At 65.2% G+C, this 20,304-nt stretch carries 16 protein-coding genes; 9 read left to right on the plus strand and 7 right to left on the minus strand.

Features of this window, described 5'->3' with window-relative positions; all coding sequences use genetic code 11:
- Positions 1–17 precede the first annotated feature (17 nt).
- The 3 genes from IHE57_RS09765 to IHE57_RS09775 form a co-directional block, all read right to left on the minus strand.
- A complete protein-coding gene (locus IHE57_RS09765) occupies positions 18–695 on the minus strand; it encodes a leucyl/phenylalanyl-tRNA--protein transferase (RefSeq protein ID WP_209326086.1) in 678 nt (225 codons plus the stop codon).
- A 29-nt stretch (positions 696–724) separates the two neighbouring features.
- Positions 725–1,078 carry a HesB/IscA family protein gene (locus tag IHE57_RS09770; protein ID WP_209326087.1) on the minus strand — a complete coding sequence of 118 codons (354 nt, stop codon included), beginning with the start codon at positions 1,076–1,078 and terminating at the stop codon, positions 725–727.
- A 79-nt stretch (positions 1,079–1,157) separates the two neighbouring features.
- Positions 1,158–2,534, minus strand: a complete 1,377-nt coding sequence (locus IHE57_RS09775; RefSeq protein ID WP_209372788.1) for a dipeptidase — start codon at positions 2,532–2,534, stop codon at positions 1,158–1,160.
- A 23-nt stretch (positions 2,535–2,557) separates the two neighbouring features.
- On the opposite strand from IHE57_RS09775, the gene IHE57_RS09780 reads away from it, so the two are divergent.
- Positions 2,558–3,169, plus strand: a complete 612-nt coding sequence (locus IHE57_RS09780) for a DUF3043 domain-containing protein (protein WP_209326089.1) — start codon at positions 2,558–2,560, stop codon at positions 3,167–3,169.
- On the opposite strand, the gene IHE57_RS09785 is transcribed toward IHE57_RS09780, so the two are convergent.
- Positions 3,144–4,250, minus strand: coding sequence for a quinone-dependent dihydroorotate dehydrogenase (locus IHE57_RS09785; protein WP_343071921.1), 1,107 nt, complete (start codon positions 4,248–4,250; stop codon positions 3,144–3,146). The two genes, IHE57_RS09780 and IHE57_RS09785, sit on opposite strands and share 26 nt — an antisense overlap.
- 97 nt (positions 4,251–4,347) lie before the next feature.
- Here IHE57_RS09785 and IHE57_RS09790 point away from each other — a divergent pair, with 97 nt between their 5' ends.
- From IHE57_RS09790 to sucB, 3 genes are all read left to right on the plus strand, one after another.
- Positions 4,348–5,823, plus strand: a complete 1,476-nt coding sequence (locus IHE57_RS09790) for a leucyl aminopeptidase (protein ID WP_209372790.1) — start codon at positions 4,348–4,350, stop codon at positions 5,821–5,823.
- Positions 5,824–5,975: 152 nt separating this feature from the next.
- The gene (gene lpdA / locus IHE57_RS09795; RefSeq protein ID WP_209326092.1) at positions 5,976–7,364 is read left to right on the plus strand and encodes a dihydrolipoyl dehydrogenase; all 1,389 of its coding nucleotides are present in this window, start codon (positions 5,976–5,978) and stop codon (positions 7,362–7,364) included.
- 21 nt (positions 7,365–7,385) lie between these two features.
- Positions 7,386–9,236 (plus strand): 2-oxoglutarate dehydrogenase, E2 component, dihydrolipoamide succinyltransferase, encoded by a 1,851-nt coding sequence (gene sucB / locus IHE57_RS09800; protein ID WP_209326093.1) that lies wholly within the window; start codon positions 7,386–7,388, stop codon positions 9,234–9,236.
- Positions 9,237–9,293: 57 nt separating this feature from the next.
- Here sucB and IHE57_RS09805 read toward each other — a convergent pair whose 3' ends face one another.
- Positions 9,294–10,703 (minus strand): hypothetical protein, encoded by a 1,410-nt coding sequence (locus tag IHE57_RS09805; protein ID WP_209326094.1) that lies wholly within the window; start codon positions 10,701–10,703, stop codon positions 9,294–9,296.
- Between the two features lie 157 nt (positions 10,704–10,860).
- Here IHE57_RS09805 and lipB point away from each other — a divergent pair, with 157 nt between their 5' ends.
- From lipB to IHE57_RS09820, 3 genes are read left to right on the plus strand one after another with little or no spacing between them, the layout of a single operon-like run.
- Positions 10,861–11,499, plus strand: coding sequence for a lipoyl(octanoyl) transferase LipB (lipB, locus tag IHE57_RS09810; protein ID WP_209326095.1), 639 nt, complete (start codon positions 10,861–10,863; stop codon positions 11,497–11,499).
- 10 nt (positions 11,500–11,509) lie between these two features.
- The gene (gene lipA, locus IHE57_RS09815; protein WP_209326096.1) at positions 11,510–12,562 is read left to right on the plus strand and encodes a lipoyl synthase; all 1,053 of its coding nucleotides are present in this window, start codon (positions 11,510–11,512) and stop codon (positions 12,560–12,562) included.
- A 55-nt stretch (positions 12,563–12,617) separates the two neighbouring features.
- Complete coding sequence (locus tag IHE57_RS09820) at positions 12,618–13,349, plus strand: DUF4191 domain-containing protein (protein WP_209326097.1); 732 nt, start codon at positions 12,618–12,620, stop codon at positions 13,347–13,349.
- Between the two features lie 298 nt (positions 13,350–13,647).
- Here IHE57_RS09820 and IHE57_RS09825 read toward each other — a convergent pair whose 3' ends face one another.
- Positions 13,648–14,088 carry an RDD family protein gene (locus IHE57_RS09825; protein ID WP_209326098.1) on the minus strand — a complete coding sequence of 147 codons (441 nt, stop codon included), beginning with the start codon at positions 14,086–14,088 and terminating at the stop codon, positions 13,648–13,650.
- Between the two features lie 141 nt (positions 14,089–14,229).
- On the opposite strand from IHE57_RS09825, the gene glnA reads away from it, so the two are divergent.
- Both glnA and IHE57_RS09835 read left to right on the plus strand, forming a co-directional pair.
- The gene (glnA, locus tag IHE57_RS09830; RefSeq protein ID WP_209372798.1) at positions 14,230–15,654 is read left to right on the plus strand and encodes a type I glutamate--ammonia ligase; all 1,425 of its coding nucleotides are present in this window, start codon (positions 14,230–14,232) and stop codon (positions 15,652–15,654) included.
- A gap of 125 nt (positions 15,655–15,779) precedes the next feature.
- A complete protein-coding gene (locus tag IHE57_RS09835; protein WP_209326100.1) occupies positions 15,780–17,249 on the plus strand; it encodes a mycothione reductase in 1,470 nt (489 codons plus the stop codon).
- 9 nt (positions 17,250–17,258) lie between these two features.
- On the opposite strand, the gene IHE57_RS09840 is transcribed toward IHE57_RS09835, so the two are convergent.
- Positions 17,259–20,303: a bifunctional [glutamine synthetase] adenylyltransferase/[glutamine synthetase]-adenylyl-L-tyrosine phosphorylase gene (locus IHE57_RS09840; protein ID WP_209326101.1), complete on the minus strand. Its 3,045-nt coding sequence runs from the start codon at positions 20,301–20,303 to the stop codon at positions 17,259–17,261.
- Between the last annotated feature and the right edge of the window lies 1 nt (position 20,304).

The raw sequence follows: 20,304 nt of genomic DNA on the forward strand, positions 1-20,304 counted from the left end.
AATTCACCTGCGAATGTTCATTTGTTGAGAATATCCTGACAGAGACTGCCGCGGAGCGCGGAATCTAGCCGCGCTGAGTACTCGAGGCCGCTGATCTCCGACACGCCGAGACTCTTGAGATGTGATGTCTGCCACTGAGTGTCGATGAGCCACTCCCCTGCCTCGGGAGCAGCGGTTCGCGAATCTGTCCGTCCGCGCTCGTCGGCGGCGACGGCGTTGTCGAGCAGACCGACGAGGTGGGCCAACGCCGCCTTCGATGCGTCACGCCGGGTGTGGAACATCGACTCGCCTGCGAAGAATGATCCGATCGCGACTCCGTACAGGCCGCCGACGAGTTCGTCACCGGCCCAGACCTCCACCGAATGCGCCCAGCCGTCGGAGTGCAGACCGAGGTAGAGACTGATGATCTCCTCGGTAATCCAGGCACCGGGCCGACTCGGATCGCCGCAGGCACGGATGACCCGCTCGAAAGCGCAGTCGGAGCTGAAGGCGAAGTGCTTCATCGACTTCCGCAGGCTCTTGGTCACATGCAGATCTCCGGGCAGGAGGACACCCCGCTGTCGCGGAGCCCACCATCCCATCCGACCCGTGCCGCCGGCGCCGACGCCCATCGGGAAGAGACCCGCCCTATACGACAGAAGGACCTGGGGCTGCGTTGCCGTGTAGGACACGGCGCGCAGATCCTCCAGGTCCATGAGAAGAGTTCCTTCTCGTCAGCCGAGGCTCAGTGGAACGAGTCGCCGCAGGCGCAGGATCCACCGGCGTTCGGGTTGTCGATCGTGAAGCCCTGCTTCTCAATGGTGTCGGAGAAGTCGATGGTCGAGCCGCTGAGGTAGGGAACGCTCATGCGGTCGACGATGACCTCGACCCCGTCGAAGTCCCGGACCGCGTCACCATCGAGGTAGCGCTCGTCGAAGTAGAGCTGATAGATCAGACCGGAGCATCCGCCGGGCTGGACGGCCACACGCAGACGCAGGTCGTCGCGGCCTTCCTGCTCGAGCAGGCTCCGGACCTTGTCAGCGGCGGTCGACGAGAGCTCCACCTCGTGAGTGGCCTCGGCATTGTCAGTCACAGTCATGGTTACTCCTTCTCTCGTTCCTGCCTCCAGGCTACACCGCAAACAACACCTCCGGCGCGGAAGCTATTCCCCGATCCTCTCACTGCTGCGAGCCGAGGCGCTGCAGCAGCAGGGCCTCGGCGACGATCGCAGCCCTGAAATCGGGCAGATACAGCGATTCGTTCGCACTGTGGGCACGGGCGTCGGGATCTTCGACTCCGGTGACGAGGATCGACGCATCCGGGAACACCTCGAGCAGATCGGCGATGAATGGGATGGACCCGCCGATGCCCATCGTCACGGACTCGGTGCCCCACGCGTCGGTGAGTGCCTGTCGTGCGGTCTTGACCACGGGGTCGGTCTCCTCGGCCCGCCACGGGCTGCCGCCTTCGGTCTCCCCGATGCTCAGCTGCGCGCCGAAGGGCAGGTTGGCCCGCAGGTGCGCTTCGACGGCCCTGACCGCCGAGGCGGGGCTGTCGCCGGGTGCGAGCCGGATCGAGAGCTTCGCCTTGAGCGAGGACTGAAGGGTGTTCGAGGACACGGCCACATCGGGGATGTCGAGACCGATGACGGTGATCGCCGGCTGTGTCCACAGCCTCGAGGCCAGCGTGCCCGAGCCGATGAGCTCCGTGGAATCGAGCACTCCGGAATCGGCGCGCAGAGTCGCCTCGTCGTAATCGATCTCGCTGACGCTTTCGCTGTGGAGCCCGGCGACCGCGACGGAGCCGTTCTCGTCGTGGAGGCTGGCCAGGACCTTCGTCATCGCCATCATCGCGTCCGGAGCCACGCCTCCGTACATGCCCGAATGGACGGCATGGTCGAGTGTGGAGATCTCGAACTCGACCGCGCACATGCCGCGCAGGCTCGTCGTCAGCGCCGGAGTGCCTGCGGCCCAGTTGCCGGAGTCGGCGACGACGATGACATCGGAGCGCAGACGTTCCCGATAGGTTTCGAGGAAGCTGCGGAAGCTCGGACTGCCGGCCTCCTCCTCGCCTTCGAAGAAGAGGGTCACGCCCACGCCGAGGCGGTCGGCCAGCAGACGCAGCGCTGTGAGGTGGACCATGATGCCGGCTTTGTCGTCGGCTGCGCCGCGACCGTAGAGTCGGTCGCCCTTGCGGGTCGCGACGAAGGGCTCGGTGTCCCAGTCCTCCTCACGTCCCGGCGGCTGCACATCGTGATGGGCGTAGAGGAGGACTGTCGGGGCGCCTTCGGGAGCAGCGAGCGAAGCGACCACGGCCGGATAGCCGTCGGCGCCGTCGGACTGCTCGGCGGTGAGGATGTCGACCTTCAGGCCGAGCCCCTTCGCCAGGTCAGCGACCGCCTCGGCGCTGGCGGTGACTCTGGAGGCGTCGAAGCTCGGCCAGGCGACGGAGGGAATGGCCACGAGTTCCGTGAGATCCTGGACGACCTCATCGAAGATGGTGTCCAATTCGGCATGCAATTGTGCACTGTCAAGTGCTGAAGTCGATTCGCTCATTCTCCAAAGGTAGTATTCATCAGGTGTTCGGAAGCAAAAAATCTCGTGCGGAGGACGAATCCTCCGCCTCTCAGCCAGTCAATGACGAATCTCCCACGGACGCCGCGAGTCGGCGCGAAGCGGAGCGGAAGAAGGGACGGCCGACGCCGAAGCGCAGCGAACAGGAGTCTCTGCGCCGTCAGCCCCTGGTGAACAAGGATCGCAAGGTCGCGAACAGGAAAGCCAAGGAGCAGCAGCGACAGGACCGCGATCGCGCGCGCATCGGCATGATGAATGGCGAGGAGAAGTACCTCACCAGACGCGACAAAGGCCCCCAGCGCCGTTATATCCGCGATTACATCGATGCCCGGTTCTCGGTCGGGGAGATCTTCATCCCCGCCGCGATCCTCATCCTGGTCATCGCCTTCACCCAGTCCGTGCAGATCCAGCAGTACTTCACCTACGCGGTGTGGGGCCTCATCGCTCTCATCGTCCTCGACGGGTTCGTGCTCAACTACATCCTCAAGAACCGTCTGCGGACCAAGTTCGGTTCGGTCGAGCGCGGCATCACCTTCTACGCGATCATGCGCAGCATCCAGCTGCGCCCTCTGCGCATGCCCAAACCGCAGGTCAAGCGCCGCCAGTACCCCGAGTGAGCAGTCGGCTCGACTCGAGGCCGCGGATGACGCGGCCGGGGAAGAACGGACCCGAGTAGATCATCTCCGAATAGACCTGCACCAGATCGGCGCCCGCGGCCACCCGAGCCCGGGCGTCTTTCGCGTTCGCGACTCCCCCGACGGAGATGACCGTCAGGGCTCCTCCCACGTGGCCTCTGACCAGACGCAGCACCTCGAGAGAGCGTTCGGCCAGCGGACGTCCGGAGATCCCTCCGGGCTCTGCGCTCGCGAACTCGGCGTCCGAGCCGGTCAGGACGGAACGGTCGATCGTCGTGTTCGTCGTGATGAGACCGTCGACTCCCGTTCGCAGGGCGAGATCGCAGATGTCGATGACGTCGTCGTCTGCGAGGTCAGGGGCGATCTTGACGAGCAGCGGGACATGACCCAGCGTCGATCGCGGGTTCTCGACCACCTCGGCGGCGGTGGAGCGCACGGCTTCGATGATCGGCTCGAGGCTGCTCACCGACTGCAGATCCCGCAGCCCGGGAGTGTTCGGCGAGCTGACGTTGATGACGAGGTAGTCGGCCAGCGGAGCCAGCGCGCGCGTCGAGGACGCATAGTCGCTCACGGCATCGGCGGCCTCGACGACCTTCGTCTTGCCGATGTTGATTCCGACCACCGGACGCAGATGCTGCGGAAGGGAGGCGATCCTCTTCCGCTCGGCCGCGATGTTGAACGAGGCCTGCCGGGCCCCGTCATTGTTGAAACCCATGCGGTTGAGCAGCGCGAGACTGTCGCGGAGACGGAACAGCCGCGGTCTGTCGTTGCCCGGCTGGGCGTGCGCCGTGATCGTTCCCACCTCGATGTGTCCGAACCCCAGCGCAGACAGCGCACGCACACCGACGCCGTTCTTATCGAAGCCTGCGGCGAGTCCGACGCGGTTGGGAAATGGGAGACCGAGGACCTCGACCGGGCTGACGGTGCCCGCCGCGCAGATCCGGCGGAGCAGACGCCCGAGCAGCGGGATCGAGTCGAGGAAGCGCAGGGCGGAGAAGGAGAGGTGATGGGCGCGCTCGGCGTCCATCGGTGCGAAGAGAATTCTGAAGATCAATGAGTACACGTTCCCAGAATAGGTCAGACATCCCGGCCGCTTCCGCATCCTGAGCGGTTTGGCATTAGGATCGAATCAACGTTCAAAGACGACTGAAAGGCAACTCATGGCTGGTGCATCCACCCCAAGCAGCTATTCCACCACCTCTCCGGTGAAGGCCACCGCCTCCGTGCTGGTGCTGGGAGCAGCGGATTCGACAGTGCTCGGACTCGAGGGGGCGAAGGCGGTGCAGAAGGCACTCGACGACGCGGCACGAGCCATCGGCTTCACCGGTTCGGCCGGAACCACCGCCCGCGTTCCCGCCCCGAAGGGAGTCTCCGCCGAATCGGTCATGCTTGTGGGTCTCGGAGACTTCAATGCCTCCTCCGAGGATGCCGCCGGCAATCACGAGGCCCTGCGCCGAGGCGCCGGCTCCGCTCTGCGTGCCCTCGACGGCGCCGACTCGGTCGCTCTCGCGCTTCCGGCCGCGACACCTGCCGAGGTCGAAGCGGTCACCGTGGGCGCAGCTCTCGGTGCCTACCGCTTCCTCGAATACCGCAGCGAGGGCAAGACTCCGGGCGACGTCACCGTCCTCGGCCCCAAGGGCAAGTCCTTCACCGCCGCTCACGATTCCGGCGCCGTCATCGCCGCCGCGACGAACCGAGCGCGCGATCTGGTCAACACTCCCCCGCTCGACCTCTATCCGGAGTCCTACGCCGAGATCGTGAGGTCCCAGGCCAAGGACCGCAAGCTCCGGGTCACCGTCCTCGGTGAGAAGGAGCTCAAGGCGGGAGGCTACGGCGGCATCATCGGAGTCGGACAGGGATCCACCCGCGGGCCGCGACTCGTCAAGGTCGAATATGCGCCGAAGGGAGCCAAGCGCCACCTGGGATTCGTCGGCAAGGGCATCACCTTCGACTCCGGAGGCATCTCCCTCAAACCAGCGAAGAGCATGGAGGACATGAAGTCCGACATGGCCGGGTCCGCCGCAGTCGTCCAGGCTCTCTTCGGCATCGCCGACCTCGGCCTGCCGGTACGCGTCACCGCCTGGCTGCCTCTGGCGGAGAACATGCCCGGTTCCTCTGCACAACGTCCCAGCGATGTCCTGACGATGCGCAGCGGCAAGAGGGTCGAGGTGACGAACACCGACGCCGAGGGACGCCTGGTGCTCGCTGACGCCCTCGCCGACGCCGACGCCGAGAAGCCCGATCTGCTCATCGACGTGGCCACGCTGACCGGAGCCCAGATCGTCGCCCTCGGCGAACGCACCAGCGGCGTCATGGGTGCAGAGGCCGCCCGCGAGGAGGTCATCGCCTCGGCGGCGGTGGCGGGAGAGAGCATGTGGGCGATGCCGATCCCGGAGGAGATGCTCTCGGGCTTCGACTCCACCGCGGCAGATCTGACGAACTCGGGGCCACGCTCGGGCGGCATGCTCGCCGCCGCCGCGTTCCTCCGCGAGTTCGTCGGCGACGACACGAACTGGGCGCACATCGACATCGCGGGGCCGAGCTTCAACTCGTCCTCGGCCTTCGGCTACACCCCGAAGGCGGCCACCGGTGCCGCTGTGCGCACGCTCATCCAGATTGCGAAGACGCAAGGCTGAGCATCCGATTCTACACGCTGTCGACACGGACGTGATCATGACCACCTGTGTCCAATCAGACAGCATTTCCTTTCGCCCCCGGCGAGAAAAGTGGAAAGATAAGACAGAAAGCTGCTTACCGCAGGCTTATTCACAGCTACGAGGAGTAATCCGTGAGTGATTCATTGACCTACGACCTTGTCGTTCTGGGAGGCGGAACAGGTGGCTATGCCGCTGCTCTGCGAGCCGCAGAGCTCGACATGAAGGTCGCATTGATCGAACGCGACAAGGTCGGCGGCACGTGCCTGCACCGTGGCTGCGTGCCGACCAAGGCGTTCCTGCACGCGGCCGAAGTCGCCGACTCCGCCAAGAGCTCGGAAACCTTCGGCGTCGAAGCCGAGTTCAAGGGCATCGACATCACGAAGGTGCTCGAGTACAAGGACGGCGTCATCTCCCGCAACTACAAAGGTCTGCAGGGACTGGTCAAGGCTCGCGGCATCGACACGTACTTCGGAACCGGCAAGCTCGTCGGCAAGGACTCCGTCGAGGTCGCCGGCGAGGACGGCAACCACACCGTCACGGGCACGAACGTGCTGCTGTCGACCGGTTCGACATCGAAGACGATCGGACTCGAGATCACCGATCGCGTGATCACGAGCACCGAGGCACTGCAGCTGGACAAGGTGCCCGGCTCGGCGATCGTCCTCGGCGGCGGCGTCATCGGCGTCGAGTTCGCCAGCGTGTGGAACTCCTTCGGAGCCGACGTCACCATCGTCGAGGGTCTCAAGCACCTCGTCGCGAACGAGGACGAGACGATCTCGAAGAACCTCGAGCGCGCCTTCAAGAAGCGCAAGATCGGCTTCAAGCTCGGTGTCATGTTCAAGAGCGTCGAAGAGACCGCCGACGGCGTCAAGGTCACTCTTGAAGACGGTTCGACCCTCGAAGCCGAGTACCTCCTCGTCGCTGTGGGCCGCGGTCCCGTCACAGAGGGCTTCGGCTTCGAAGAGCAGGGCATTCCGATGGAGCGGGGATTCGTCCTGGCCAACGAGCGCCTGCACACCGGCGTCGGCAACATCTACGCCTGTGGCGACATCGTCCCGGGGCTCCAGCTCGCGCACCGCGCATTCGGGCAGGGCATCTTCATCGCCGAGGAGATCGCCGGGCTCAACCCCGTTCCCGTCCTGGAGAGCGGCATCCCCCGCGTCACCTACTGCGAACCGGAGATCTTCTCCGTCGGACTCTCCTCTGCTCAGGCCGAGGAGAAGTACGGCAAGGACAAGGTCGAATCGCTCGAGTACAACCTCGGCGGCAACGGCAAGTCGGTCATCCTCAACACAAGCGGACTGATCAAGGTCATCCGCGAGAAGGACGGACCCGTCGTCGGCGTGCACGGCATCGGCGCCCGCCTCAGTGAGCAGGCCGGTGAAGCCCAGCTCATCGTCAACTGGGAGGCCTTCCCCGAGGAAGTGGCGCAACTCATTCATGCCCACCCGACGCAGAATGAAGCCATCGGCGAGGCCCACCTGGCCCTGGCCGGAAAACCCCTGCACTTCCATTCATAAGATCCGAGGAGACGAATACTCATGTCGAATTCCGTTCAGATGCCGGCTCTCGGAGAGTCGGTCACCGAGGGCACGGTCACTCGCTGGCTCAAGTCCGTCGGCGACGAAGTCGAGGTAGACGAGCCTTTGCTCGAGGTGTCGACCGACAAGGTCGACACTGAGATCCCCAGCCCCTATGCGGGAACTCTCGAGAAGATCCTGGCCGACGAGGACGATGTCGTCGAAGTCGGCGGAGATCTCGCCTACATCGGCGATGGCAGCGGCTCAGATTCCGAGGAGTCTGCGCCCGCGGCCGAACCGGCCGAGGAGACCGCTTCGTCCGAGGACTCCGCGTCCGCGGAGCCTGCTGCGGCCGAAGAGCAGGAAGAGGCACCGGCCGATTCCTCGTCCGGCTCCGAATCCGCGCCTGCTGCCTCTCAGTCATCAGATGAGGGCACCGAGATCACGATGCCCGCACTCGGTGAGTCCGTCACCGAAGGCACCGTGACCCGCTGGCTCAAGGAGGTCGGTGAGGAGGTCGAGGTCGACGAACCGCTGCTCGAGGTCTCGACCGACAAGGTCGACACCGAGGTGCCCTCCCCCGTCGCCGGAACCGTTCAGGCGCACCTGGCCGAAGAGGACGAGACTGTCGAGGTCGGCGCACCTCTGGCTCGCGTCGGTTCGGGTGCTCCCGCTGCGGAATCATCCGCCGCGGAGGAAGCACCTGCGGAGGAGGCTCCAGCCGAGGAAGCACCCGCGGCCGAGGAGGCACCGAAGGAAGAGGCTCCCGCCGAGAAGGCTCCGGAGGCTCCGAAGCAGGAAGCCCCCAAGGAGGAGGCCGCCCCGAAGCCGGCACAGACTGCATCCGCGCAGTCCGCATCGGCCGCACAGGCCGAGGAGCCTGTCGAATCGACGACTGCTCCGGCTTCCGGTGCCGCCGACACCGTGGGCGAGAACGCTGCATATGTGACCCCGCTCGTGCGCCGCATGGCACGCGAGAAGGGCGTCGACCTCTCGCAGGTCACCGGCACCGGTGTCGGTGGTCGCATCCGCAAGCAGGACGTCGAGACCGCGGCCAAGAACGGTCCGGCGGCAGGATCTGCCGCAGCCGCACCCGCCGGTGCATCCAAGGCTCCGTTCAAGGTCGAGATCCCCGAGGAAGTCGCCAAGCTGCGCGGCACCACGGAGAAGGCCTCGCGAATCCGCCAGACCATCGCGAAGCGCATGAGCGAGTCCCTCGAGGTCTCGGCCCAGCTGACGCAGGTCGTCGAGGTCGATATGTCCCGCGTCGTCAAACTGCGCAAGGCCAACAAAGAGGCATTCCAGGCCAAGCACGGTTCGAAGCTGACGTATCTGCCGTTCTTCGCCAAGGCCATCGTCGAGGCACTCCAGGTGCACCCGAAGGTCAATGCTCAGTACGACCTCGAATCGCAGCAGATCACCTACTTCGATCACGAACACCTCGCTGTCGCCGTGGACACCCCCCGCGGCCTGCTGGTGCCCGTGGTCAAGGACGCCGGTGATCTCAGCGTCGCCGGGCTGGCCAAGGCGATCGATGACGTTGCCGATCGCACCCGCAACAACAAGATCGGACCGGACGAGCTCTCCGGCGGAACCTTCACCGTGACGAACATCGGTTCCGTGGGAGCGCTGTTCGATACGCCGATCATCAACCAGCCGCAGATGGGCATCCTCGGCACGGGCGCCATCGTCCGTCGCCCCATCGTCGTGCAGACAGCCGATGGAGACGAGTCGATCGCCGTGCGCGACATGGTCTACCTGCCGTTGACCTACAATCACCAGCTGGTCGACGGCGCAGATGCGGGACGCTTCCTGCAGACGATCAAGGCGCGTCTGGAAGAGGGCAACTTCGAGGCCGATCTCGACCTCTGAGTCAGTCTCCCCATCCAGCCCTGCGAGGGGCCGACCGTTTCCGGTCGGCCCCTCGGGTCATTCACGGCCCGTCTCGATGACCTGTTCGACCTTCCACTGCCCGTCGAGTCTCTTGAGTTCGAACTCCACAGCCAGAGGATCGAATTCCTCAAGAGACCGGCCGCTGCCGGCCGACGAGTGCATCTGTGCAGTGGCCACGATCCGGTCCTCTCCCGCTTTGATCACATCGACCTCGTCGATTCGGATGGCGTAGTCGGAACCGGCGAAGTCCAGGGGATCGATGAGTTCGTCTGCAGCGGCTGCGGCGGATCCGGGCACGGTCAGCACTTGCAGGGCGGCCTCGTCACCGTCGCTGAGGGCTTCGGCACGAGCGGAGCAGAGCTCTTGGAGCACGCGCGCCACCTCGTCTTCATCCTCGGGCATCCCGTCTGTCTCACCGGCACCGGTGCCCTCACGAGGAGGCTCTGTCCGGTAGTCAGCCGCCTGCCTGTTCGACGATTCGCCTGCCCCGGCATCCGCTCCCGGCCACGAGCCCCACAGCACGGCACCACCGCACAGTGTCAGACAGACGGCCCCGATGACCAGCGGACGACCGGAGCGGGCACCCCTCATGCGCACGAACCCGGCTCTGACTGCCTCCCTGAGAGCTGATGGAGACCAACGTCCGAGGCGGGACTGCCTTCGCCGATGACGTCGGCGGAGCCGCGGACGCCGGCTGGCAGCACGAAGTGTCTCGGCCGCCGAAGCCGCCACGGCCTCCGATGCCGCTGAGGCATCGCTGCGGCTTCGCACGTGTCCCGAGGCGGCACGCAGCCGAGCAGTCAGAGCGGCCTCGGGATCGAATTCCCGCTCGGCAGGCACGAGCGGAAGCGGCGCAGGCTCAGCCAGCAATCGCATCGACTCAGCCATTTCGGCGAGGGCCGATGACAGTCCGGTGTCGGAAGACGATTCTGTGAGAAATTCGCCGACCACCGATCGCAGTGCCGGTGAGGAATCGGCCAGCGCCAGGTTGACGGGGAGCAGGCAGGAGGACCAGGAGCTGCCGTGGCCGGCGTGGTAGAGCATCTCGCCCATCGCCCGCCGCGCTGAGGTCGCCAGCGGTGCCGAGACGCCGGGGATGAGGACCGGACGGCCCCGCGCATCGAGTCCGAAGGCTTTGAGCGTCAGGCGATCCTCGGGAACGGTGCAGTCCCGGAGCGCGGAGGCGATGCCGAGGAAGAGGGTGCACAGTTCCCCTTCGGTCAGACCCTGATAGGCCCGCACGACGTCGAGGACCAGTCCCCCGGGCGCCGCGGGGACGAGCAGCAGAGACGTCCGACCGGTCGGCAGATCCACCTCCGCTGAGCCCAGTGCTCGGGGACTTACCGCATCGAAACCGCGGTGGTCGATCCCCCACGCGCTCTCACCATCGGGACCGAGCACCCGATGGATGTCATCCGCGATCGTTGCCTGGAATTCCCATGTCATCGTTCGTCATCTCCATTGATGATGTTTGGATGCATTTGATGCTTATCAATAGTGGTCGCATCACGGAAGCATGTCAATAGCAGGGCTCCGACGAATGGCGTCGAGGGTCATCTCCGGGCAAATTGAACCCTCGCGGCAAGAGTCATAGTGTGGTGATATGCCCCTGGCCACAGAGAAGCTCGGGTTCGCCCCTGTCCTTTCGGACTATCGGCAGACCTGGGACATGCAGAAGAGATATCACGAAGAAGTGCTCGCAGGAAAACGCGAATCGACGATCCTGCTGCTCGAGCATTCCCCGGTCTACACAGCCGGCAAACGGACCGAGGATGACGAGCGGCCCAACGACGGCACCGCGGTCATCGACGTCGACCGCGGCGGGAAGATCACTTGGCACGGCCCCGGACAGCTCGTCGCCTATTTCATCTACCGGCTCAACGACCCGAAAGAGGTTCGCCTCTTCGTCTCCCAGCTCGAGGACGCGATGATCGCCCTGCTTGCGGAGTACGGCATCGATGCCACGACGATCGAAGGCCGCGCCGGCGTCTGGCTCGTCGGCGACGGGTTTCGCCGCGACCGCAAGATCGGGGCCATCGGCATCCGCATCCACGAGGGAGTGACGATGCACGGTCTGGCCCTCAACTGCAGCAATGAACTCGGCGCCTACGAGAACATCATCCCGTGTGGGATCACTGACGCCGACACAACTTCCATCAGTGCCGAACTCGGACGGACGGTGACGCCGGAGGATACGGCGGCACGACTGGACGAGATCCTGCACGAGACCATCACCGCCTAGGAGAACTCAGATGACGATTGCACCAGAAGGCCGCCGGATGCTGCGGGTCGAGGCCCGCAACTCCGAAACCCCGATCGAGGACAAGCCCGCTTGGATCAAGGCGAAGGCACATATCGGCCCGGAGTACACCTCCCTGAAGTCGCTCGTGCGAAAGCAGGACCTGCACACCGTATGCGAAGAGGCCGGCTGCCCGAATATCTTCGAATGCTGGGAGGATCGCGAGGCCACGTTCCTCATCGGCGGCGAACAGTGCACCCGTCGCTGTGACTTCTGCCAGATCGATACGGGCAAACCGGCGGATTTCGACGCGGATGAGCCCCGCCGTGTGGCCGCCTCGGTGGCGGAGATGGGTCTGCGCTACTCGACGATCACCGGCGTCGCTCGCGACGATCTCGAGGACGGCGGTGCCTGGCTCTACGCCGAGACCGTGCGCCAGATCCACGATCTCGAATACATCGATGGTCGCGGCACAGGAGTCGAGCTGCTCATTCCCGACTTCAATGCGAAGCCGGATCAGCTGGCCGAGGTCTTCTCCTCCCGGCCCGAGGTGCTCGCCCACAACGTGGAGACGGTGCCGCGCATCTTCAAGCGGATCCGACCGGCCTTCCGCTATGAGCGCTCGCTGTCCGTGATCACCCAGGCCCGCGAGGCCGGGCTGGTGACGAAGTCGAACCTCATCCTCGGCATGGGCGAGACGAACGAGGAGATCATCGACGCGTTGCAGGATCTTCACGACGCCGGCTGCGACCTCATCACCATCACCCAGTATCTGCGCCCCTCCCCGCGGCACCATCCCGTCACCCGATGGGTCAAGCCCGCGGACTTCGTCATGCTGCGCGATGCCGCCGAGGACATCGGCTTCCTCGGTGTGATGTCCGGGCCACTTGTGCGTTCGTCCTACCGAGCAGGCCGTCTGTGGGCGACCGCGATGCGCCGCCGCGGGGAGCCGATCCCCTCACACTTGGCGCATCTGGACAAGCACACTCCCGCCAAACAGGAGGCCCAGGCCGTTGTTGATACCTTCGGCCCCGGCGAAGAGGTAGACTTGACTGCTGAGCAATGAAGGCGACCGTCACCGCATGACGGCGTCGCAACGCCCTTCAAGAGCAAGTGAGAGAATGAGCGAAGAACCGCGTAAGGGACTTTTCCGGCGCAAGCCCAAGGATCCGAACAAGAAGCCCGGTCGCCTGGCGCAGATGCGTCAGGTCTACGAGCTGTCCGCCAAGCACAACAAGGCGACACCATGGCTGCTGGCCGCAGCTGTGCTCGGGTGCACGGCCCTCGGAGTCGGTGCCGGCTTCGTGTTCGGCGGGATGATCTTCACGACGATCCTCGGTCTCATGGTCGGCATCCTGCTGGGCATGTTCATGCTCGGCCGCTTCGCCGAGACCGCCGCCTTCGCTCAGATGGACGGTCAGCCCGGGGCATTCGGCGCTGTCCTCAACACCGCTCGCCGCGGTTACCTCATGGACGACAAGCCGATCGCCATCGACCCGAAGAGCCGTGATCTCGTCTTCCGTTCGACCGGTCGCTCCGGAGTGGTGCTGCTCAGCGAAGGACCGAAGGGACGCAGCGCGAAGCTGCTGGCCAAGGAGAAGAAGCGGCACGAACGCATTCTGCCGAACGTTCCGATCCACACCTTCCAGGGCGGAAAGGAAGAGGGCCAGCTGACGATGAAGCAGGTCGTTCCGACTGTGCAGAAGCTGCCGCGCAAGCTCAACCGCGCCGAGGTGCTCGCCGTGCGCAACCGTCTGGCGGCGCTGGGCACCCAGGGATCGCGTCCCCCGATCCCGAAGGGCATCGACCCGAACAAGGCCCGACCGAATCACAAAGCCATGCGCGGACGCTGATCGACTGCAGCTGCTCCTCCCGGCACTGCCCCACTCGGCAGGAGGGCGCCGACTCCACGTGAGTCGGCGCCCTTTGCATATGCGTTACACGTTTCGCCCCCATCACGCACCGCCAGTGGCACCTCCTACCGTCTGCCCACCATCACGCACCGCCCGTGGCAGGTCATCGCGGTGCAACAGGAGGGTATGCCGCTGGTGAGTAGGGATGCACAGTCGGCGAAGACGGGGTCCACATCCCGTGCGAATGATCTCTGCGTCGTGGTTGAGGCGGCTCAGCCGGCGTCGTGGTCGGGGTCCGTCAGCGGCGGAGGATCACGGTGCCGGCGGCGAGATCGTGCAGTCCCCGATTGTCGCGGTCGAAGATGAGTGCAGGAACGACGAGCACGACGAGCAGGGCACGGATGAGGGACTTGAGCATCCCGGGAACATGGCCGTCGAGGCGGCGAACCTCGATGCCGAAGATCCGGTGGCCCACCGAGTACCCGAGCGTGCCGATGAGCAGGAAATTCTCGAGGGCGAACAGTCCTGGGGCGATGAACGGATTCGCCGGGTCGACGAGGTTCGCGATCGCCAGGCACATCAGCCAGTCGACGAGCAGAGCGAGGATGCGCTTCCATGCCGGAGCCAGAGAATGCGAACCGGTGGCGGGCAGTCCGAGCCGTTTGCCCGGCCAGTCGCCGGCCTCCCTGTCGAACCGGGGTCCTTCCAGCCAGGAACCAAGGTCATCACGATTGATCACCCCACCAGCCTACGCAATCCGCCCTGAGCGGATCCTCAGAAACATGCCCGAAACATGGGCGTCATCACCGCTTCATTCGCGGGCGACTAGGATTGTTCGTGGTCAGGACAAACGGCCACCGTAACCTAACTAGGAGACTAAGTGTTCTCGTCTGCTGAAGAACTCGTCAACTACATCTCGGACGAAGACGTCAAATTCGTCGACGTCCGTTTCTGCGACCTGCCCGGAGTGGTCCAGCACTTCAACCTCCCCGCCGCCTCCTACGGCACGGACGAGATCACCGAAGGTCTGCTCTTCGACGGGTCCTCCATCACAGGCTTCCAGGGAATCCACGAATCGGATATGAAGCTCCTGGCCGATGTCACCTCTGCCTACATCGATCCGTTCCGTGAGGCCAAGACGCTGGTCATCACCCACTCGATCGTCGACCCGTTCACCGACGAGCCCTACTCCCGCGACCCGCGCCAGGTCGCCGCCAAGGCCGAGGCCTATCTCGAGTCGACCGGGATCGCCGACACCGTGTTCTTCGGCGCCGAGGCCGAGTTCTACCTCTTCGATTCCATCCGCTACGAGAACACCCCCGGCAGCAGCTTCTACAAGATCGGTTCGCAGGAAGCCGCATGGGACATGGGCGCGGATGAGCCCGGCGGGAACCAGGGATACAAGACTCCTTTCAAGGGCGGCTACTTCCCCGTCTCCCCACAGGACCAGTACGCCGATATCCGCGATCGGATGTCGCTGACACTCGAGCAGATCGGCTTCGAGATGGAGCGCGCCCACCACGAGGTCGGCACTGCGGGTCAGCAGGAGATCAACTACAAATTCAAGACGATGCAGCATGCGGGCGATCAGCTGCTCGACTTCAAATACGTGATCAAGAACACGGCATTCGAGCTCGGCAAGTCCGCGACGTTCATGCCAAAGCCCCTCTTCGACGACAACGGCTCGGGTATGCACTGCCATCAGTCCCTGTGGAAGAACGGTGAACCTCTGTTCTATGACGAGAACGGCTATGGCGGCCTGTCGGACCTCGCGCGGTGGTACATCGGCGGCCTCATCGAGCATGCCGGTGCCGTCCTCGCGTTCACGAATCCGACGATCAACTCCTACAGGCGTCTGGTCCCCGGCTACGAAGCACCGGTGAACCTCGTGTACTCGGCACGCAACCGATCGGCTGCCATCCGCATTCCGGTGACCGGCGCCTCCCCCAAGGCCAAACGCCTCGAGTTCCGTGTGCCGGACCCCTCCTCGAACCCGTACCTCGCCTTCTCGGCTCAGCTCATGGCGGGTCTCGACGGCATCCGCAACCGGATCGAGCCGCCGGAGCCGATCGACAAGGACCTCTACGAACTGCCTCCCGAGGAGGCAAAGGACATCAAGCTCGTGCCCGGCACCCTCGACGAAGCACTCAACGAGCTGGAGAAGGACCACGACTTCCTCACGGCCGGCGACGTCTTCACTCCGGATCTGATCGAGACCTGGATCCGGATCAAACGCGAGAACGAGCTCGACGTGGCCCGCCTGCGTCCGACACCGACGGAGTTCGAACTCTACTATGCGCTCTGAGCTGCACCTGTTCGATGACGCAGGGGAATAGAGTGAGGGCGCCGCGGGTTTCCCCCGTGGCGCCCTTTCGCCTCTGCAGCCCGATTCTCATTCGGCCGGACCACTGACCCTTGGAGGGATGGACTTTGACGCACTACGACCTGCTGCTGATCGGCACCGGTTCGGGAAACATGTTCCTCGACAAACGGTTTGCCGGCCTGAAGACGGCCATCGCGGAGGAATGGCATTTCGGGGGCACCTGCCTCAACGTCGGATGCATCCCGACCAAGATGTTCGTCTACCCCGCGACGGTGGCCGAGCAGGCCGAACAGGCCGCCCGCTACAACCTCTCCCCCACTCAGCCTCGGATCGACTGGGCCGGACTCCAGGAACGCATCTTCTCCCGCATCGACGCCATCGAAGCCGGAGGTCGCGACTACCGCAGCAGCGACCGGCAGCCGAACGTCACCGTCGTTGCCGAACACGTTCACTTCACCGGCCAGAAGAGTGTGCGCACCGCCTCGGGCGAGGACATCACCGCCGACCGCATCGTCATCGCCGCGGGCGCTCACCCGTTCCTTCCCCCGGTCGAAGGCCTCGACCCGAAGCGCGTCGACACCGACGGCTACCCGTTCTACACCTCCGACACGATCATGCGCGTTGAGGAGAAGCCCGAACGCCTGGTCATCATCGGCTCAGGCGTCATCGCCATGGAGTTCGCTCATATATTCGCCGGCCTGGGCACAGAGGTGACCGTGCTCGCACGCGGCCCCCGCCTGCTCGGAAGCATCGATGAAGAGGCGTCTGCGGAGTTCACCCGAGTCTTCGGTTCCTCACACACTGTCCTCCACGGCGCCCAGGCTACGGCTGTCAGCGTCGACGACGGGGAGGTGACGCTCACTCTTGAGCCCACCGGACGAGTCGAGGAGGTCGATCTGCCCGAGTCGATCACCGCCGATGGAGTCCTCATCGCCACCGGAAGGACGCCCAATACGAGCGAACTGTCCGTCGATGCCGCCGGTTTCGACGTCCGGGAGGACCTCCGCCTGGCCGTTGACGAGCAGCAGCGTGTGCTCTCCGGCGGCGAGCCTGTGCCCGGTGTCTTCGCACTCGGTGACATCTGCTCACCGCACCAGCTGAAGCATGTGGCCAATCACGAGGCGAAGATCGTCGGGCGCAACCTCGCCGCCGATGTCGCCGCCGGCGGTCCCGGCAGCGCGGTGGAAGAGGACCTGGCCACAGTCAATCATCACGCGGTCCCAGGAGCCGTATTCTCGTCGCCTCAGGTTGCGTTCCTCGGTATGACCGAGCAGGAAGCCCGTGAGGCCGGGCACGACATCACCGTCAAGGTGCAGAAGTACTCGGATGTCGCCTACGGCTGGGCGATGGCCGATGATCCCGGCATCGTCAAGATCATCGCCGACCGTCGAACCAGGCTCATCCTCGGGGCCCATATCGTCGGCCATGAAGCATCGATCGTCATCCAGCCCCTCATCCAGGCCATGGCCTTCGGGCAGAGAGCCGATGAGGTGGCCACCGAGCAGTACTGGATCCATCCGGCCCTCCCCGAAGTCATCGAGAACGCTCTGCTCGGACTCGAGTTCGACGAGGACTGAGCCGGCGGCTCAGAATCCGTAGAACCGCTGCTCCATGACGCTGCGCGCATGCCGCGTCGTGCGCAGGTAGTCGTCCTCGAGATCGTGCCCACCGCCGGCCGGGTAGCCCAACAGCCGAGCAGTGGCCTCGAGTTCGGTGTGATCGACCGGCAGAGCCTCGGCTGTCCGTCCGCGGAAGAGCATCACGGCGGATCGGACGTCGGTGGCCAGTCGCCACGCCGCGGCGAGCTGCTCGGCGTCCTCCGCAGGAATGCAGCCGACGTCCGTGGCAGCCTGCAGCGCCTCCAGCGTCGAAGTCGTTCGCAGACCGGGAAGCGCATGAGCGTGTTCGAGCTGCAGCAGCTGCACCGTCCATTCGACATCGGAGAGGCTGCCCCGGCCCAGCTTGAGGTGCCTGCGTTTGTCCCCGCTGCGCGGCAGACGCTCGTCCTCCATCCGCGCCTTGAGAGTGCGCACCTGCGTCATCGCCTTCTGAGGCATGTGGGGAGGATAGCGCAGCGGATCGATGAGAGCGGCGAAATCAGCGATGAGCGGCTCGTCGCCGGCGACGGGACGAGCGCGCAGAAGGGCCTGCGCCTCCCACGGCTGCGACCACTTCGCATAGTAGGCCTGATAAGACGAATAGCTGCGCACGAGTGGACCGTTCTTGCCCTCGGGACGGAGATCGGCATCGAGGTCCACACCCTGCGCGCTCTCGTTGGCTTTCAGTCGGCTGGACAGCTGGAGCGCGATCTTGCTGACGTGTTTGCTCAGTTTCGCCTTCGCCTCGGAGTCGAGGTCATCGTCGAGCGGTCGGTAGACGTACATGACATCTGCATCGGAGAAGTACCCGATCTCCCTTCCGCCCCACCGTCCCATGGCGATGAGGACGAACTCGTACCCGGGGGTCTCGGGTTCGTCGAGGTCGAGCCGCACAGCGCGCAGCGCCCCCTTGACCGCGAGGTCCATGAGGTCCGAGAGATCACCGGGGACCCCCGCGCGCTCGCCCACATCGAGGACATCGCGCAGGGCGATGCGCAGCAGCTCTCGACTGTACGTCTCCCGGATCGGGGTGACGGCAGCGGAACCGTGGCGTTTGAGCAGTCCGTCGACCTCGGCAGCGAGCACCTCGGGATCGCGAGCTGCGAGGTTGTCGTACTTGTCCAACCAGGCCACGGCGGCCGGCTGGCGCAACAGCAGCTCCGTGGCATAGCCGGACAGGGACAGCACTTCAGCCACCGACTTCGCCGCCAGGCCCGAATCGCGCAGCATCTTGAGGAACCATCCCGATGACGACAGCGACTCGCTGAGCCTACGGAAGGCCAACAGGGCCCGGTCGGGCTCCACTCCATCGGAGAACCAATCGAGCAGAGCAGGCAGAACCTGTCTGATGACCATCGCCGTGCGCGACATCCCTGTCGTCAGGGCCTTGATATGGGAGAGGGCGCCGTGCGGATCGCGATAGCCGAAGGCATGCAGACGATCCGCCGCGGCCTGCAGACTCGAACCGCGTTTGTGCGCGTCGACGACGGCGCCGTGCACACCGACTGCGGCGTCGAGGATCGGACGGTAGAAGATCTGTTCGTGCAGGCGCGTGACCTGTTTGGCATAGTCGCGCCTGGTCTCTTCGAGCCGTGCTCCGGTGCGGGATCCGGAACGGAAGACCGAACGGGCGAGCACGCGCAGCTTCATCTCGTCGTCGGGGATGAGGGCATTGCGCATCATCCGCGGCATCTGCACCCGGTGTTCGACGACGCGCATGAATCTGTAAGCGTTTGAGAACACAGCCGCGTCCTGCTGCCCGATGTATCCGTGTTCGCCGAGTTCCTCGAGCGCCACGAGCGTGTTCGGCGTGCGGATGTCCTCATCGGTGCGCCCGTGGACGAGCTGAAGCATCTGAGCAGAGAACTCGACGTCGCGCAGCCCTCCGCGCCCGAGCTTGATCTGACGCGGCGCCTCGGCAGCGGGGATGAGGTCGACGACGCGCCGACGCATCGATCGGATGCCATCGATGAATCCGGCGCGGCTGGCGGCCTGCCAGACGAGTGGCAGCAGCGCCTCGGAGAACTGCTGGCCCACCTCGGCGCTCCCGGCCACGGGACGAGCCTTGAGCAGGGCCTGGAATTCCCAGTTCTTCGCGATATCGGCGTAGTAGTGCTCGTATTCCGACAGGGTCCGCACCAGTGCGCCCGCCTTGCCCTCAGGACGCAGGGCCGTGTCGACCTCCCACAGCGCGGGTTCGGGCCCGGCGTCGGACAGGATGCTGCGCATGCGCTGGGCGAGTTCTGTGGCCAGATGTCGCTGCTCGTCGTTCGCACTCGAATCGAGGACGAAGACGACGTCGACATCAGAGACGTAGTTGAGCTCCCTCGCCCCGGTCTTGCCCAGAGCGATGACCGCGAGGCCGACCTCTGCGACCGGATCGAGCTCTGCGCGGGCGACCGCCAGCGCCCCATCCAGAGCCGCGGCCGCCAGATCGGACAGAACTGCCATCACCTGGTCGACGATCTCGACAGGCGCTTCCGCTGCGACGTCGTCGGCCACGAGGCGCAGGCTCGCGTCTCGATAGACACGACGCAGCGCCTGGATCCCCTCATCACCGGTCAGCCGGGCACGGGGGGCCGGGTCTTCGGGGTCGGCGCCCACACTGGCGAGCAGCTCGCTGCGCAGGGACGCCGCCGAGGCGGCCGGAGTGGAGATGAGCAGGAACGGGTCCTCGGCGAGCAGGAGCGGCAGCGAGTCCGGATGCCTGACGAGGTGGTCGACCATCGCCTCGGAAGTGCCCATGACCGCGAGCAGACGAGCCAGCAGAGGACGATTGAGCTCGTCTTCGGCCAACCGCCCAGCCGAACCGGACCGGACCGCGGCCAGCAGCAGCCGTGCGGACTCCGCTCCGCCTGCTTCGACGACCCGCAGCAGCCCGAGGGCGGCAGCGTGCGGATCGGGAGCTGCCATGAGCAGGTCGACGAATCGGGAGTCCGTGGCCAGCGGCTGACCCAGCAGCTCGTCGAGCTCGCGGAGGAATCGTGCGGTCGGATCCGGGACGCTGGTGGTGCGTGAGGTGATTCCTGCCATG

It is taken from the genome of Brevibacterium renqingii (genome assembly GCF_017808105.1).
Taxonomy (GTDB): Bacteria; Actinomycetota; Actinomycetes; order Actinomycetales; family Brevibacteriaceae; genus Brevibacterium; species Brevibacterium renqingii.

Bases quoted from the DNA above. Each gene is read 5' to 3' on its own strand.
- IHE57_RS09765 (WP_209326086.1), bottom strand. From the start codon at position 695: ATGGACCTGGAGGATCTGCGCGCCGTGTCCTACACGGCAACGCAGCCC.
- IHE57_RS09770 (WP_209326087.1), bottom strand. From the start codon at position 1,078: ATGACTGTGACTGACAATGCCGAGGCCACTCACGAGGTGGAGCTCTCG.
- IHE57_RS09775 (WP_209372788.1), bottom strand. From the start codon at position 2,534: ATGAGCGAATCGACTTCAGCACTTGACAGTGCACAATTGCATGCCGAA.
- IHE57_RS09790 (WP_209372790.1), top strand. From the start codon at position 4,348: ATGGCTGGTGCATCCACCCCAAGCAGCTATTCCACCACCTCTCCGGTG.
- sucB (WP_209326093.1), top strand. From the start codon at position 7,386: ATGTCGAATTCCGTTCAGATGCCGGCTCTCGGAGAGTCGGTCACCGAG.
- IHE57_RS09805 (WP_209326094.1), bottom strand. From the start codon at position 10,703: ATGACATGGGAATTCCAGGCAACGATCGCGGATGACATCCATCGGGTG.
- lipB (WP_209326095.1), top strand. From the start codon at position 10,861: ATGCCCCTGGCCACAGAGAAGCTCGGGTTCGCCCCTGTCCTTTCGGAC.
- lipA (WP_209326096.1), top strand. From the start codon at position 11,510: ATGACGATTGCACCAGAAGGCCGCCGGATGCTGCGGGTCGAGGCCCGC.
- IHE57_RS09820 (WP_209326097.1), top strand. From the start codon at position 12,618: ATGAGCGAAGAACCGCGTAAGGGACTTTTCCGGCGCAAGCCCAAGGAT.
- IHE57_RS09840 (WP_209326101.1), bottom strand. From the start codon at position 20,303: ATGGCAGGAATCACCTCACGCACCACCAGCGTCCCGGATCCGACCGCA.